Genomic DNA, 13,423 nt, shown 5'->3' with positions numbered 1-13,423 from the left:
GTTAGCCAGTCGCCATGAACACGGTCGAACCCTTCTACGCCATCTCGATCAGCGGCCTGGCCCAGCGGCTGAAGGCCGAGGGCCGCTCCGTCATCCACATGGAGTTCGGCCAACCGTCCACCGGCGCGCCCAGGGCGGCCATCGAGCGCGCCCACGCGATCCTCGACACCGAGGCCATGGGCTATTGGGAAAGCGCGCCGCTGAAGGCCCGGATCTGCCGCCACTACGCCGAGACCTATGGCGTGACCGTGGAGCCCTCGCAGATCACCCTCACCTGCGGCGCCTCGCCCGCCCTGGTGCTGGCCATGTCGGCGACCTTCAAGCCGGGCGATGTCATCGCCATGGCCCGGCCGGGCTATGTGGCCTACCGCAACACCGTCCGCGCCCTGCACATGACGGCCCTGGAGATCCCCTGCGGTCCCGAAACCCGGTTCCAGCTCACTGCGGCCCAGCTCGCGGCCCTCGACCCGGCGCCGGCGGGGGTGATCATCGCCAGCCCGGCCAACCCCACCGGCACCGTGATCCCGGGCGAGGAGATGGCGGCCATCGCCAAGGTCTGCCGCGAGCGCGGCATCCGCATCATCTCGGACGAGATCTACCACGGCCTGAGCTACGCCGAGCCGACCCGCACGATGCTGGAGTTTGAGCCCACGGCGATCGTCGTGAACAGCTTCTCCAAGTACTTCAGCATGGCCGGCTGGCGGCTGGGCTGGCTGGTGGCGCCCAAGGCCGAGGCCTCGCGCGCCGTAGCCTACATGGGGGCCCTGTTCCTTACCGCCCCGGCCCTGGCCCAGCATGCCGCCCTGGTGGCCATGGACTGCCGTGACGAGCTGGAAGGCCATGTGGCCACCTACCGTCGCAACCGGGAACTCCTGCTGGCCGCCCTGCCGCAGCTCGGCCTCGACGAGATCGCCCCGCCCGACGGCGCCTTCTACATCTGGGCCGACGTGGGCGCCCTGACCGACGACAGCCTCGCCTTCTGCAAGGAGCTGCTGCAGGACACGGGCGTCGCCACTGCGCCGGGCGTGGACTTCGACCCCGTGGAGGGGCGCCGCTTCATCCGCATGAGCTTCGCGGTCTCCACCCCGGAGATCGAGGAGGCCATCCGCCGGTTGATCCCCTGGTTCGCCGCCCGCCGGGCCGCCGCGGCGGCCTGACGCATCCGCGCATTGACCTGCGTCAAACCGCCGTGCGGCGAAAAGGCGCAGGAACGGGCAAGGTGGCGTTAACGGCTGCAGGGCTCCATGCCGCCATAGGACTGCATGGAGTGGGCGCGTGAGTGACCGTTACGCTGTCAATCAGAGGCTCGAGTTCATCGGCTTGGACGCCGGCTCCCGCGCGGCGCTCGCCCGCCTGAAGCCGTTCCTCGCGGCCCGCATCGATCCGGCGCTGGACGGGTTCTACGCCAGGGTGCGCGAGACGCCCGAGGTGCGGAAGTTCTTCCGCGACGAAAGCCACATCGCCGGCGCCCAGCGGGCCCAGAACGGCCACTGGACGCGCATCGCCGAGGCCGAGTTCGACGAGTCCTACGTGCGCAGCGTCCGGGCGATCGGCGAGACCCATGCCCGCATCGGTCTGGAGCCGCGCTGGTACATCGGCGGCTACGCCCGGATCCTCGAGCGCCTGCTGGAGGACCTGATTCAGGAGCGCTGGGCCAAGCGGAGCCTGTTCGCGGGCCGCAAGGGCGCGGACGAGACCGCCAGGGCCGCGGGAGCGCTGGTGAAGGCGGTCCTGCTCGACATGGACTTCGCGATCTCGATCTACCTGGAGAGCCTCGAGGCCGAGCGCCAGCGGCTGGCCGCCGAGCGTGAGCGGGCCGAGCGGGAGACGGCGGACATGGTGCAGGCCCTCGCCGCCGCCCTGGCGCGGGTGTCCAGCGGCGATCTTCGCGCCCGTATGGACGTGCCCGTGGCGCCCGAGTTCGAGGTGCTCAAGGCCGACTTCAACACCGCCGTGGCGGCCCTGGAGGAGGCGGTGTCCGCCGCCGCCGCCACGGCCGTCGAAGTGTCCGAGCGGGTGGAGGAGATCGGCCAAGCCGCCGACCGGCTGTCCGGCCGCACCGAGCAGCAGGCGGCCAACCTCGAGGAGACCGCCGCCGCCCTGGAGGAGATCACCGTCGCCGTGCGCAAGAGCGCCGACGGGGCCCAGGAGGCCACCCGCTTCGTCGCCGCGGTGAAGGGCGAGGCCGACGCCTCTGCCGAAGTCGTGCGTCAGGCCGTGGGCGCCATGGACGAAATCGACGGCTCCTCGCGCCGCATCGCCCAGATCATCGGCGTCATTGACGAGATCGCCTTCCAGACCAACCTCCTGGCCCTCAACGCCGGGGTCGAGGCCGCCCGGGCGGGCGAGGCCGGCAAGGGCTTCGCCGTCGTCGCTTCGGAAGTGCGGGCCTTGGCTCAGCGTTCGGCGGCCGCCGCCAAGGAGATCGAGGGGCTGATCGCCGAGTCCAACCGTCAGGTGCGGGCGGGCGTCCAGCTGGTCGGCCGCACGGGCGAGGCGCTGAACGTTATCGTCGAGCGCATCGGGGCCATCGACCGCATCGTGGCGGAGCAGGCCGCGTCATCCGATGAACAGTCGCGCGGCCTTGCCGAGGTGAATGTGGCCGTCAACCAGATGGACCAGCTCACCCAGCAGAACGCGGCCATGGTGGATCAGACCTCGGCGGCGACCCGGGCGCTCAACGAGCGGGTGGCCGAACTGGCGCGGCTCATGGCGGCCTTCATGCACAGTTCCGCGCCGTCGGACGACGACGGCCTGCGCGAGGTCGCCTAGACCATCCCGGCCTTGCGCAGGGTCTGGTAGGCCTTGATGACCCGCTGGAGCTTGTGCTCTCCGGACCGGTCGCCGTTGTTGGCGTCGGGGTGCAGGCGGCGAACGAGCTCGGTGTAGCGGCCGCGGATCTTGGCGCTGTCGGCGTCCTCGTCGAGGTCGAGATCGGCCAGGGCGTTGCGCTCGAGCTTGCCCAGATGCCGACCTTCGGGCTCGGGAGCCTGGGCGCGCCGCGCCCGGGAGCCGAAAAGCTCGTGATAGTCGCGATACCCGCCTTCGCCCTGGGCGAACCGGTGCGTGAACGAGGCGGCCTCCCGCGACATGCGGCCGGCCTTCATCTCCCAGGTGGGACGGCCGCCGGTCTTCAGCTCGTCCTCCTGCCGGCGGCGGATTTCCTCCTCGGACAGGCCGGCGAAGAAGTTCCAGTTGCGATTGTATTCGGCCGCGTGCGGCTGGCAGAACCAGTAGTGCTCGTGCAGCAGCTCGCGCGACTTGGGCGCCCGCGCGGTGGCGGCCGCCCGGCAGCCCGGATGGTCGCAGGCCCGCTCGCCGGGCTTCAGCGCATGCACGTCATCGGCCCGCCCGTCTTCTTCGGGCGAGGGCGGGCGAACGCGGATGTCGACGAACTTGGGCTTGTATTGAAACGCGCCGGGCATGGGCCAAGTATGGGGTCCTGCGACATCCCTTCAAGAATTGAACAGCGGGCCGATGGGCGCCATAATCGAAGCCATCCGAAACAAGCTGACCGCCGCCTTCGAGCCGACCCGGCTTGAGATCGAGGACGACTCTGCGCGGCATCACGGCCACGCCGGCGCTCGCCCCGGCGGCGAGAGTCATTTCAACGTCACCATCGAGTCGGCGGCCTTCGCCGGGACGGCCCGCGTCGCGCGTCAGCGGATGGTCTATCGCGCCCTGGCCGAGGAACTGGCCGGGCCGGTCCACGCCCTGTCGGTAAAGGCCCTGGCGCCGGGCGAGGCCTGACGCGGCGTTCCCCCGGATCGGCAGAACCGTTCTGCGAAAAACCCGTCTGGCGGCCGGTCCCCCTGCTCCCCATCTCGTCAACGACGGTCGGAGACGGGATCGTGAAGATGCTGATCGCAGTGCTGGCGCTGGCGGGTTCGGTGGCCGTTCTGGTCCATGACCTGACGGCCCGCGCCATCCACTACCTCTAGCGGACCCCGCCGGCGGGCTCAGGCCCCGGTGGCGGCCTTGCGCAGTTCGCCGAGCACCCGCGCCAGATCACCCTCGCGGAAGGGCTTCTGCAGGACGGGCGTGCCGCGGTCGATGTCCCGCAGCCCAGCGTCGCCATAGCCGGTGGCGAAGGCGAACGGCGCGCCCTTTTCCCGAAGCAGGTCGGCCAGGGGGAAGATCGGCTGGCCGCCGAGGTTCACGTCCAGGACAGCGCAGTCCAACTCGGCCGAACGGACCAGATCCATCGCCTCGTCCAGCCGGGAGGCCGGCCCCACAACGGTGCAGCCCAGGTCCGACAGCATGTCTTCGATGAGCATCGAGACCATCATCTCGTCTTCGACGACGAGAACTCTCAGGCCTTCGAGTCCGGTCACGCTGGTCATGCCTGAAACTCCTGCGCCCACGCGCCGATGATGCGCGCTTTTCCGCTAATCACATGCGGAAGGGCTTGAATAGCGTGTGAACGGCCCGGCGGCCGGTTTTCCGACGTCGTCAAGTCCAAGCCCCCTCGCGGCCATTGCGCAAGGAAACGGCAAGCGGCGCCGTAGGTTCCCTAGTTTTCGTCCGGTTCGGGCTCCGGCGGGGAGATGTGCAGCAGGGTCAGCTGGTTGCCGCGCCGTTCGGCCACCCGGAATTGATGGCGGTGGAAGGCGAAGGTCTCGCCCACCTCGGGAATGCGCTGTGCCTCGTTGATCAGCAGTCCGGCCACGGTCACCGCCTCGTCGTCGGGCAGGCTCCAGTTGAAGGCCCGGTTCAGCTCGCGGATGCTCACCGAGCCCTCGGCGGCGATCCAGCCGTCGTCCAGGGGCGTCACGCCGCGGGCGACCACGTCGTACTCGTCCTCGATCTCGCCGACGATCTCTTCGAGGATGTCCTCGAGGGTGAGCAGCCCCTGCAGTGCGCCGTACTCGTCCACCACCAGGGCGAAGTGGCTCTTGTTCTTCAGGAAGGCGGCCAACTGGTCCTTCAGGCTGGTGGTCTCCGGGGTGAACCAGGGCGTCCGCAGGAGGTCGTCCACGTCGATGGCGTCGAGGTCGCCGTCGGCCTTGGCGATGGCCCGCAGCAGGTCCTTGGTGTGCAGGATGCCGACGATGTTCTCGGGCTCGTCGCGATAGACCGGCAGGCGGCTGTGGCCGCTGTCCAGGGCGGCGGCCAGCACCGCCCGGGGCGGCAGGTCGCCGTCGATCATGATCATCGAGCGGCGGTGGACCATCACCTCGCTCACGTCCATCTCGGAGAGGTCGAGCACTCCGCCCAGCATCCAGCGGTCGCCGCTTTCCACCGTGCCCTCGGCGTGGTGGTACTCCACCGCGCCGCGGATCTCCTCGTGCGCGGCCAGGACGTCGGCCCCGGCGTCGAGGCGGATGCCGAAGGGCTTCAAGGTCGCGCGGACGATCCACTGGGCCCCGTCGGCCAGCGGCCCGAACAGGCGCACAACCCAGTAGGTGGGGATCGACAGGGCCCGGGCGGTGTCGTCGGCGCGGGCGATGGCCACGGTCTTGGGCAGGATCTCAGCGAACACCACCACCAGCAAGGTCATCACGGCCGTGGCGATGGCGGTGCCCAGCCAGCCCGGGAAGGCCGCGCCCAGGACGCGGGTGGTCACCACTGAGGCGAAGATGTTGAGGACGTTGTTCGCGAGCAGGATCGCTCCGATCATCGTCTCCTGGTTGCTGATCAGGCGATTGACCCGGCGGGCGGCCTGATCGCCCTCGCGTTCCAGCTGGTGCAGGCGGCCGCGGCTGGCGGCGGTCATCGAGGTCTCCGCCGCCGAGACCAGCGCCGACATGCTGAGCAGGATGAGCAGCGTTGGGGCGAGGGCGGCGAGGAGGGCCCAGATCACGGGCCGGCTCCCTCACTGATCAGGAAGCGCCGCACTGCGCCGGCGTCCACGTCCTTGGCCACGAACGCCTCGCCCAGCGCCCGGGCGAGGATGAAGGTCAGGCGGCCGCCCTCGGCCTTCTTGTCCTGGGCCATGTGGGAGACCAGCCGCTCGGCGCTGAAGGGATGGCCGGGCACGTCGGCCAGGGTCACCGGCAGGCCCGCGGCGGCGATCCCGCGCACGGCGCGCTCGGCGTCCTGAGCCTCGCAAAGCCCCTGCGCCGCCGAGAAGCGGAAGGCCAGCGCCGTGCCCACGCCCACTGCCTCGCCGTGCAGCAGGGCGGCGCCATAGCCGGTCTCGGCCTCCAGGGCGTGGCCGAAGGTGTGGCCGAGGTTCAGCAGGGCCCGGCGGCCCTGCTCGCGCTCGTCCTCGGCGACGATCCCGGCCTTCATCTCCACCGAGCGGGCCACGGCCTCAGTGAGGGCGGCCGGCTCTCGGCCGAGAACCGCCCCGCCGTTCGCCTCCAGCCATTCGAAGAACCTCCGGTCGCCCAGCAGGCCGTACTTGATCACCTCTGCGTAGCCGGCCCGCATCTCCCGGTCGGGCAGGCTGCCCAGCACCGACAGATCCGCCAGCACCAGCCGCGGCTGGTGGAAGGCTCCCACCAGGTTCTTGCCCCGGGGCGTGTCGATGGCCGTCTTGCCGCCCACCGAGGAGTCCACCTGCGCCAGCAGGGTGGTGGGGATCTGCACGAAGTCGATGCCGCGCTTGTAGATGGCGGCCGCAAAGCCCGCGAGGTCCCCGACCACCCCGCCGCCGAAGGCGGTGATCAGGTCGCCCCGGTCCAGCTCCAGGGCCAGCAGCCGGTCGGAGAGGTCGGCCAGCCCCTCGAAGCTCTTGGTCTGTTCGCCCGGCGGCACGATCACCGGATGGGCCTCGATCCCGGCGTTGGCCAGGGCGGCGGTCAGGCGCTCGCCGTGGAGGCCCCAGACGGTCTCGTCGCTCACCACCGCCGTGCGGCCGCGCTTGAGGAACGGGCGGATGTGCTCGCCGGCGGTGTCCAGCAGTCCGTCGCCCACCCGCACCTCATAGGCCCGATCCCCGAGGCCCACGGGGATGCGGCGAGGCTCGGGACGGCTCACGGGGCAGGCTCCTGCAGATAGTCGGACAGCGCGCGGATGATCTGGTCCACGGCCACGTGGTGGGCGACGTCGCCGGTCTCCACGGTGATGTCGGCCTCGGCGTAGACGGGATAGCGGACCTCGGCCTGGGCCTTCAGCACCTCCAGCGGATCTTTGCCGACCAGCAGCGGGCGGGAGTCCTTGCGGCCCACCCGCCGGGCGAGGATCTCAAGGTCGGTCTTCAGCCAGACCGAGATCGCCCGTTCCTTGATCAGGGCCCGGGTCTCGGCGTTCATGAAGGCCCCGCCGCCGGTGGCCAGCACATGCGGCGGCAGTTCCAGCAGCCGGGAGATCACCCGGCGCTCGCCGTCGCGGAAGGCGGCCTCGCCCAGGTCCGCGAAAATGTCGGAGATCGACCGCCCGGCCGCCGACTCCACCTCGGAATCGGCGTCGCGGAACGGCAGGGACAGCGCGCTGGCGAGCCTGCGCCCCACGCTGGATTTGCCGACGCCCATGAGGCCCACGAGCGCGATGGTGCGGCGGCGAAGCGGTTCGTAGCGGTCCATGGACGGCGGAGGCATACACGAGCGCGCGCCCTCGCGCCAACCGAAGCCCGCATGTAGGCTATGGCCATGCTGCGTTCGTCCCTCATTTCCGCCGCCCTGGGCGCCCTTCTGCTGACCGCCTCCGCCGCCGTGGCCCAGCCTGTGGAGGTCACGCCGCTGGACGCCCCCGACGCCTTCTCGACGCCCGGCCGCGACACCGGCCTGCCCGCCGACCTGTGGCGCGGCGCCTCGGCCGAGACCCTGGACAAGGTGCTGCCCCTGCTGGCGACCAGGCCCCTGTCCCCCGCCGCCGCCCAGCTCGGCCGCCGGGTGCTGGCCACGGGCGCCCCCGGCCCGTCGGGGATTGGCGACAGCCCGGCCCTGATCGGCGCTCGGGCCAATGCGCTCATCGCCCTGGGCGATCCCCAGGCCGCCGCCGCGATCCTGTCCCGGGCGCCGGGCCTGGAGCGCAGCTCGGTGCTGTCCCAGGCCGCCGCCGAGAGCGCCCTCCTGGCCGGAGACGACGCCCGCGCCTGCGCCATCGCCGAGCGGCTGGGCGAGGGCCGGGGCCAGATCTACTGGCTGCGCCTGCGGGCCTACTGCCAGGTCCTCGCCGACGAGACCGCCCAGGCCCAGCTCACCTTCGACCTTGCCCAGTCCCAGGCCCGGGACGCGGTCTATGGCCGGCTGATGGGGGCCAGGCTGTCGGGAACGGCGCCGGGCGCGGCTTCCCTGCGCAACGGCCTCGACTACGCCCTCTCGCGCAGCCTTGGCCTCGACCTGTCCGAGGCCAAGCCCGCCCCCGCGGTGGCGGCGGCCCTGGCGCCCGCGGATCCCGACTGGCGGGTGGCCGAACCCGATCCGAGCGCCTTCGGCTTCGCGCCGGCGCCCGACCAGCAGCCCGGCGTCGCCGCCTGGGCCCGGACGCTGATCTCGGCGGTCCCGTCTTCAGGCAAGGCGCGCCCGCGCACCGAGGCGGCGGCCCTGCTCATGTCGGCCCTGAGCCCCGAGCTGGGCGTCAGCGAGAGCGGCTATCTGGCGGGCTTCACTGTGGCGGCGGGCAAGGCGCCGGCCGGCCGGGTGCTGGCCCTGGCCCGGGCGGCCGAGGCCAAGGCCATGGGCGAGACGGCGCTGCTGGCCCTGTGGACCGCCGCAGAGGCGGGGGCGGACGGCGTCGCCCTGGGGGATCGCATCCTGATCGTCCACGCCCTGCGCCGGGTGGGGCTGACCGACGAGGCCAACGCCTTCGCCGCCGAGGGGCTGGCCGGCCTCAAATGAGCCCGGGGCCGAGACAGGGCGGCGCCTGGACCGAGGCCTTCCTCGAGATGATGGCCGTGGAGCGCGCGGCGGCGAAGAACACGCTGGCCGCCTATGCCCGCGACCTAGCCGACGCCGCCGGCTTCCTGGCTGGGCGCGGCAGGGACCTCGCCGACGCCGGGGCCGAGGATGTGGAGGCCTATTTCGTCGACCTCGGCGTCCGCGGCCTCTCGGCGGCCACGGCGGCGCGGCGGCGGGCCGCGGTCCGGCAGTTCTATCGCTTTGTCCTCGGCGAGGGCTGGCGCGACGATGATCCCTCCCGCCGGGTGGAGGCTCCGAAACAGGGGCGCAGCCTGCCCAAGGTGCTGACCCGCGAGGAGATGGACCGGCTGATCGCCGCCGCCGGCGCCCGCGACGGGGCCCAGGGCCTGCGGCTCGCCTGCATGGTGGAACTGGCCTACGCCTCGGGCCTGCGGATCTCGGAGCTGACCTCGCTCACCCTCGCGGCCTTGGCCCGGGACCCGGCCTATCTCATCATCAAGGGCAAGGGCGGCAAGGAACGGCTGGCCCCCCTCAACGAGGCGGCGCGGGCCGCGGTGAAGGCCTATCTCGAGGTCCGCCCGCGCTTCCTGCGCAAGGGCGACGCCGCCAATCCGTGGCTGTTCCCCTCCCGGGGCAAGGAGGGGCGCCTTACGCCCCGCCGGTTCGCCCAGCTGCTGGACGAGGCCGCCGCAGACGCAGGCATCGATCCGGCCCGGGTCAGCCCCCACGTCCTGCGTCACGCCTTCGCCACCCATCTGCTGGAGGGCGGGGCGGACTTGCGGGTGGTGCAGAAGCTGCTCGGCCACGCCGATGTGGCCACCACCCAGATCTACACCCACGTGGCCAAGGATCACCTCGCCGAGGTGGTCCACAGCAAGCATCCGCTGGCGCGGAAATAGTTCCGCCCAGGCCCTTGGCAGGCCTGGGCGGAGCGGCGTCGGTCAGCCGGTGATGCGGTAGCGGCCGTCGCTGTCGGGACAGACGCGCACATAGCGGTAGTCGGCGCCGCGGGCGTCCACCGGCGCCGGCGCCAGGCGGCAGCGCTGGCGCGTGTAATAGTTAGAGTCATAGGCGCCGTAGCGGTACGACCGGCTTTCCCGGTACGGCACCGTGTCGTTGTAGGTGAAGTAGGGGCCGCGGCTGTCGCACTTGTAGCGGTCGTTGGCGTTGCCGACCGCTGCACCCAGGCCGCCGCCGACCAGGGCGCCGAGCACCGCCCCTTCGGTTCGGGCGTTGCGGGCCGCCACGTTCGAGCCGAGCACGCCGCCCACGATCGCCCCCAGCACCCCGGCGGTCACAGTGGAGTTGTTGTTGCAGCGGACATTCGTCGAGGCGTTGGAGCCGTAGTAGCCGGCGTAGGGCGGGGAGCCCCAGGCGTCGTTCCAGGCCGGGCGGGCGTTACGGCGCTCATACGCGCCATAGCCATAGCGGGCGTCATAGCGGGCGCGGGCCCGTTCCCAGTCGGCCATCCGCCGCTCGTAGTCACGGCGCTGGGCGCTGTAGTCGGCCCGGGCCTCGCGATAGGCATCCCGACTGTCCTGGTACTGGGCGCGCTGCGCCTCGTATTCGGCCTGCGCCCGCTCGTACTCCGGCGTCGGCCGATAGGCCTGGGCCTGGGCGTAGGCGGGGGCGGCGGTGGCGAGGGCGAGCGCCGACGCCATCCCGATCTTCATCATGCTGTTCATAGAAAGCTCCGTTTCTCCTCGAGGCGCGGGATGCGGTGTCAGGGCAGGCCGCGCGTGCGACGAAGACGCGCCGGTCCGCCTCCGGCCCCCGAAACGGATGCAGGCCTGGCTCGACCTCGGGCCTACAAACGGCCAGTCCGGGTGGTGGTTGCAGCGTCGGGCCGCCGGGCCTCAGGCGCCGGTCTGGCCGTGCGGCGCGCCCACGGGTTTGCTCTCGGGCGATCCCCGCTGGCGAAGGACGATGGCCAGCACCACCAGCACGGCGGTGGAGAGGAATTCGCTCTGCCAGTTCTGGAAGCTCTCGAACCAGAAGCCGGGGCCGGCCAGGTGCTCCCAGACCCCCGGCGGCGGCTGGTGGTGCATGCGGGCCTCCTCCGCGGCCAGCCGGGCGCTGTGTTCCGCATGCAGGCCGAACGAGACGACGAACAGGGCCGCCAGGGCCAGGCCCAGGGACTGGGCGTAGAGGCCGCGAATCCAGCCGCCGGCCCTCACCGGCCAGGGCGCCTCCGGCCGGCCTGCGTCGAGCGCAGGGTCGCGATCCTGCGGCGCCCGCTCGTCCGGGTCCTTCGATTCCGGGGAGCCACGCTGGAAGAGGAAGGCCGTCAGGGTGACGTAGGCCCACATCTGCAGAAACTCGCTCTCCCAGTTCTCGAACAGGGTCGAGAGGAACTGGCCCGACCTCAGGAACTGGGCGAGGCCGATCAGGGCCAAGCCGTGGTCCGCCCGTTCCTCGTTCACCAGCCCGAGGCCGGTGAACACTTGGCCCGCGAGGCTCACCAGGAACAGCATCAGGAGGACGAGCGTCAGGCCGTTGTCGCGCAAGAAGCTCCTCATAGGCGGGGAAGCCGCAACCATGGCCCTGGTTCCCGGCTTGTTAGGGCGACGGCTTGCGCCTAGTTTCCGCCGCTTCCGGACGACCCACCTAAGGACGCGATCTTCCGAATGGCCGCCCATTATCTCGAGTTCGAGCGCCCCATCGCCGACCTCGAAGCCAAGATCGAGGAACTCTCCCGGCTGTCGGAGACGGCCAGCCCCGGCTCCCTGGACGAGGAGATCGCCGCGCTGCGGGCTCGCGCCCAGGAGATGCGGCGAGAGGCCTATGAGAATCTCGACGCCTGGCAGAAGACCCAGGTCGCCCGCCATCCCGAGCGGCCCCACTTCGTCGACTACTGCGCCAGCCTGATTGACGACTTTCAGGAGCTGCGCGGCGACCGCGCCTTCGCCGACGACCAGGCGATCATGGGCGGTCTCGGCCGCTTCCGCGGCATGCCCGTGGTGATCATGGGCCATGAGAAGGGCCGCGACACCGTCGGCCGGGTGAAGCACAACTTTGGCTACGCCCGCCCCGAGGGGTACCGGAAGGCGATCCGCCTGATGGAGCTGGCCGAGCGGTTCAACCTGCCGGTCATCACCCTGGTGGACACCGCCGGCGCCTATCCGGGCGTCGCCTCCGAAGAGCGCGGGGTCGCCGAGGCCATCGCCCGCTCCACCGAAAAGTGCCTGATGCTGGAGACGCCCAACGTGGCGGTGATCACCGGCGAGGGCGGCTCGGGCGGCGCCATCGCCATCGCTGCGGCCAGTCGGGTGCTGATCCTGGAGCACGCCATCTATTCGGTGATCGCGCCGGAAGGGGCCAATTCGATCCTCTGGCGCGGCGCGCGCACGGCGGGCGAGGCGGCCAAGGCCATGAAGATCACCGCCCAGGATCTGGAGCGGATGAAGATCGTCGACCGGATCATCCCCGAGCCGGCGGGCGGGGCCCATTCGGACCCCGAGGCGGCCATCAAGGCGGTGGGCGACGCCATCGAGGAAGAGCTGAAGGTCCTGCTCCAGCTCGACGCCGCCACCCTCAAGGCGCAGCGCGCTGAACGCTTCTACGCCATCGGCAAGAGCGGCCTTCAGTAAGCTTCTGGCTTGCGTGACCTAGCGTCCGCGGCTTCAGTGTCGTCCAAACAGATGTTTGGAGGGTTCGCCCCATGGCGCTGAAGACGCGGTTCACCGAGACGTTCGGGGTCGAGCACCCCATCGTGCAGGGCGGGATGCAGTGGGTCGGGCGGGCCGAGCTGGTGGCCGCGGTCGCCAACGCCGGCGGCCTTGGCTTCATCACGGCGCTGACCCAGCCCACGCCCGATGACCTGCGGCGCGAGATCGACCGCTGCCGCAAGCTGACCGACAAGCCGTTCGGGGTGAACCTGACGATCCTGCCGGCGATCAACCCGCCGCCCTACGCCGAGTACCGGCAGGCGATCATCGATTCGGGCGTGAAGATCGTCGAGACCGCCGGCTACAAGCCGCAGGAGCACGTCGACCACTTCAAGGAGCACGGGATCAAGGTGATCCATAAGTGCACCGCGGTCCGCCACGCCCTGTCGGCCGAGCGGATGGGCGTGGACGCCATCTCCATCGACGGCTTCGAATGCGCGGGTCACCCGGGCGAGGATGACATCCCCGGCCTGATCCTGATCCCGGCGGCCGCCGACAAGGTGAAGATCCCGATGATCGCCTCCGGCGGCTTCGGCGACGCCCGCGGGCTGGTGGCGGCCCTGGCCCTCGGCGCTGACGGCGTCAACATGGGCACCCGCTTCATGTGTACGGTCGAAAGCCCCATCCACCAGAAGGTGAAGGAGCAGATCGTCGCCAATGACGAGCGGCAGACCAACCTGATCTTCCGGACCATGCACAACACCGCCCGGGTCGCGAAGAACGCCGTCTCGGACGAGGTGGTGGCCATCGAGCGCCGGGGCGGGGCCAAGTTCGAGGACGTGAAGGACCTGGTGGCCGGCGCCCGCGGGCGTGTGGTCTATGAGCAGGGCGATCCCGACTACGGCATCTGGTCGGCGGGCATGGTCCAGGGCCTGATCCACGACATCCCCACCTGCGCCGAACTCATCAGCCGCATGGTCCGCGAGGCCGAGGAGATCATCCAGGGCCGCCTCGCTGGCGTGGTCGGCCAGCGGACGCTGCAGTCCGCCTGAGCGCCTGCGCAAAGCT

General features: G+C 71.0%; 14 protein-coding genes. 7 read left to right on the top strand and 7 right to left on the bottom strand.

What is annotated here, in order from left to right; genetic code table 11:
- The first annotated feature begins 14 nt into the window (after positions 1-14).
- Both BO64_RS01020 and BO64_RS01015 read left to right on the top strand, forming a co-directional pair.
- A complete protein-coding gene (locus BO64_RS01020) occupies positions 15-1,157 on the top strand; it encodes a pyridoxal phosphate-dependent aminotransferase (RefSeq protein ID WP_496401412.1) in 1,143 nt (380 codons plus the stop codon).
- A 118-nt stretch (positions 1,158-1,275) separates the two neighbouring features.
- A complete protein-coding gene (locus tag BO64_RS01015) occupies positions 1,276-2,772 on the top strand; it encodes a globin-coupled sensor protein (protein WP_496401411.1) in 1,497 nt (498 codons plus the stop codon).
- Here the strand turns inward: BO64_RS01015 and BO64_RS01010 are convergent.
- Positions 2,769-3,425 carry a J domain-containing protein gene (locus tag BO64_RS01010; RefSeq protein ID WP_496401410.1) on the bottom strand — a complete coding sequence of 219 codons (657 nt, stop codon included), beginning with the start codon at positions 3,423-3,425 and terminating at the stop codon, positions 2,769-2,771. The two genes, BO64_RS01015 and BO64_RS01010, sit on opposite strands and share 4 nt — an antisense overlap.
- A 52-nt stretch (positions 3,426-3,477) precedes the next feature.
- On the opposite strand from BO64_RS01010, the gene BO64_RS01005 reads away from it, so the two are divergent.
- A complete protein-coding gene (locus BO64_RS01005) occupies positions 3,478-3,750 on the top strand; it encodes a BolA family protein (protein ID WP_496401409.1) in 273 nt (90 codons plus the stop codon).
- Positions 3,751-3,959: 209 nt separating this feature from the next.
- Here the strand turns inward: BO64_RS01005 and BO64_RS01000 are convergent, their stop codons facing one another.
- From BO64_RS01000 to BO64_RS00985, 4 genes are all read right to left on the bottom strand, one after another.
- A complete protein-coding gene (locus tag BO64_RS01000) occupies positions 3,960-4,343 on the bottom strand; it encodes a response regulator (RefSeq protein ID WP_496401408.1) in 384 nt (127 codons plus the stop codon).
- Positions 4,344-4,513: 170 nt separating this feature from the next.
- Entirely contained in the window at positions 4,514-5,803 is a 1,290-nt protein-coding gene (locus BO64_RS00995; RefSeq protein WP_496401407.1) for an HlyC/CorC family transporter, read from the bottom strand.
- Positions 5,800-6,924, bottom strand: coding sequence for a 3-dehydroquinate synthase (gene aroB, locus BO64_RS00990; RefSeq protein ID WP_496401406.1), 1,125 nt, complete (start codon positions 6,922-6,924; stop codon positions 5,800-5,802). Before aroB ends, BO64_RS00995 begins: the two co-directional genes overlap by 4 nt.
- Entirely contained in the window at positions 6,921-7,484 is a 564-nt protein-coding gene (locus BO64_RS00985) for a shikimate kinase (RefSeq protein WP_496401405.1), read from the bottom strand. The genes aroB and BO64_RS00985 overlap by 4 nt, the downstream gene beginning before the upstream one ends.
- A 51-nt stretch (positions 7,485-7,535) precedes the next feature.
- Here BO64_RS00985 and BO64_RS00980 point away from each other — a divergent pair, with 51 nt between their 5' ends.
- A complete protein-coding gene (locus tag BO64_RS00980; RefSeq protein ID WP_496401404.1) occupies positions 7,536-8,726 on the top strand; it encodes a hypothetical protein in 1,191 nt (396 codons plus the stop codon).
- Positions 8,723-9,646: a site-specific tyrosine recombinase XerD gene (locus BO64_RS00975; protein WP_496401403.1), complete on the top strand. Its 924-nt coding sequence runs from the start codon at positions 8,723-8,725 to the stop codon at positions 9,644-9,646. Before BO64_RS00980 ends, BO64_RS00975 begins: the two co-directional genes overlap by 4 nt.
- 42 nt (positions 9,647-9,688) lie before the next feature.
- Here the strand turns inward: BO64_RS00975 and BO64_RS00970 are convergent, their stop codons facing one another.
- Positions 9,689-10,432: a glycine zipper 2TM domain-containing protein gene (locus tag BO64_RS00970; RefSeq protein ID WP_496401402.1), complete on the bottom strand. Its 744-nt coding sequence runs from the start codon at positions 10,430-10,432 to the stop codon at positions 9,689-9,691.
- Between the two features lie 171 nt (positions 10,433-10,603).
- Positions 10,604-11,254: a DUF6766 family protein gene (locus BO64_RS00965; RefSeq protein ID WP_496401401.1), complete on the bottom strand. Its 651-nt coding sequence runs from the start codon at positions 11,252-11,254 to the stop codon at positions 10,604-10,606.
- Positions 11,255-11,374: 120 nt separating this feature from the next.
- On the opposite strand from BO64_RS00965, the gene BO64_RS00960 reads away from it, so the two are divergent.
- Complete coding sequence (locus tag BO64_RS00960) at positions 11,375-12,337, top strand: acetyl-CoA carboxylase carboxyltransferase subunit alpha (protein ID WP_496401400.1); 963 nt, start codon at positions 11,375-11,377, stop codon at positions 12,335-12,337.
- A 71-nt stretch (positions 12,338-12,408) separates the two neighbouring features.
- Positions 12,409-13,407 (top strand): NAD(P)H-dependent flavin oxidoreductase, encoded by a 999-nt coding sequence (locus BO64_RS00955; RefSeq protein WP_496401399.1) that lies wholly within the window; start codon positions 12,409-12,411, stop codon positions 13,405-13,407.
- Positions 13,408-13,423 lie beyond the last annotated feature (16 nt).

The sequence above is a fragment of the Phenylobacterium composti DSM 19425 genome (assembly GCF_059568645.1).
This window is presented reverse-complemented; position numbering and strand designations above follow the sequence as displayed.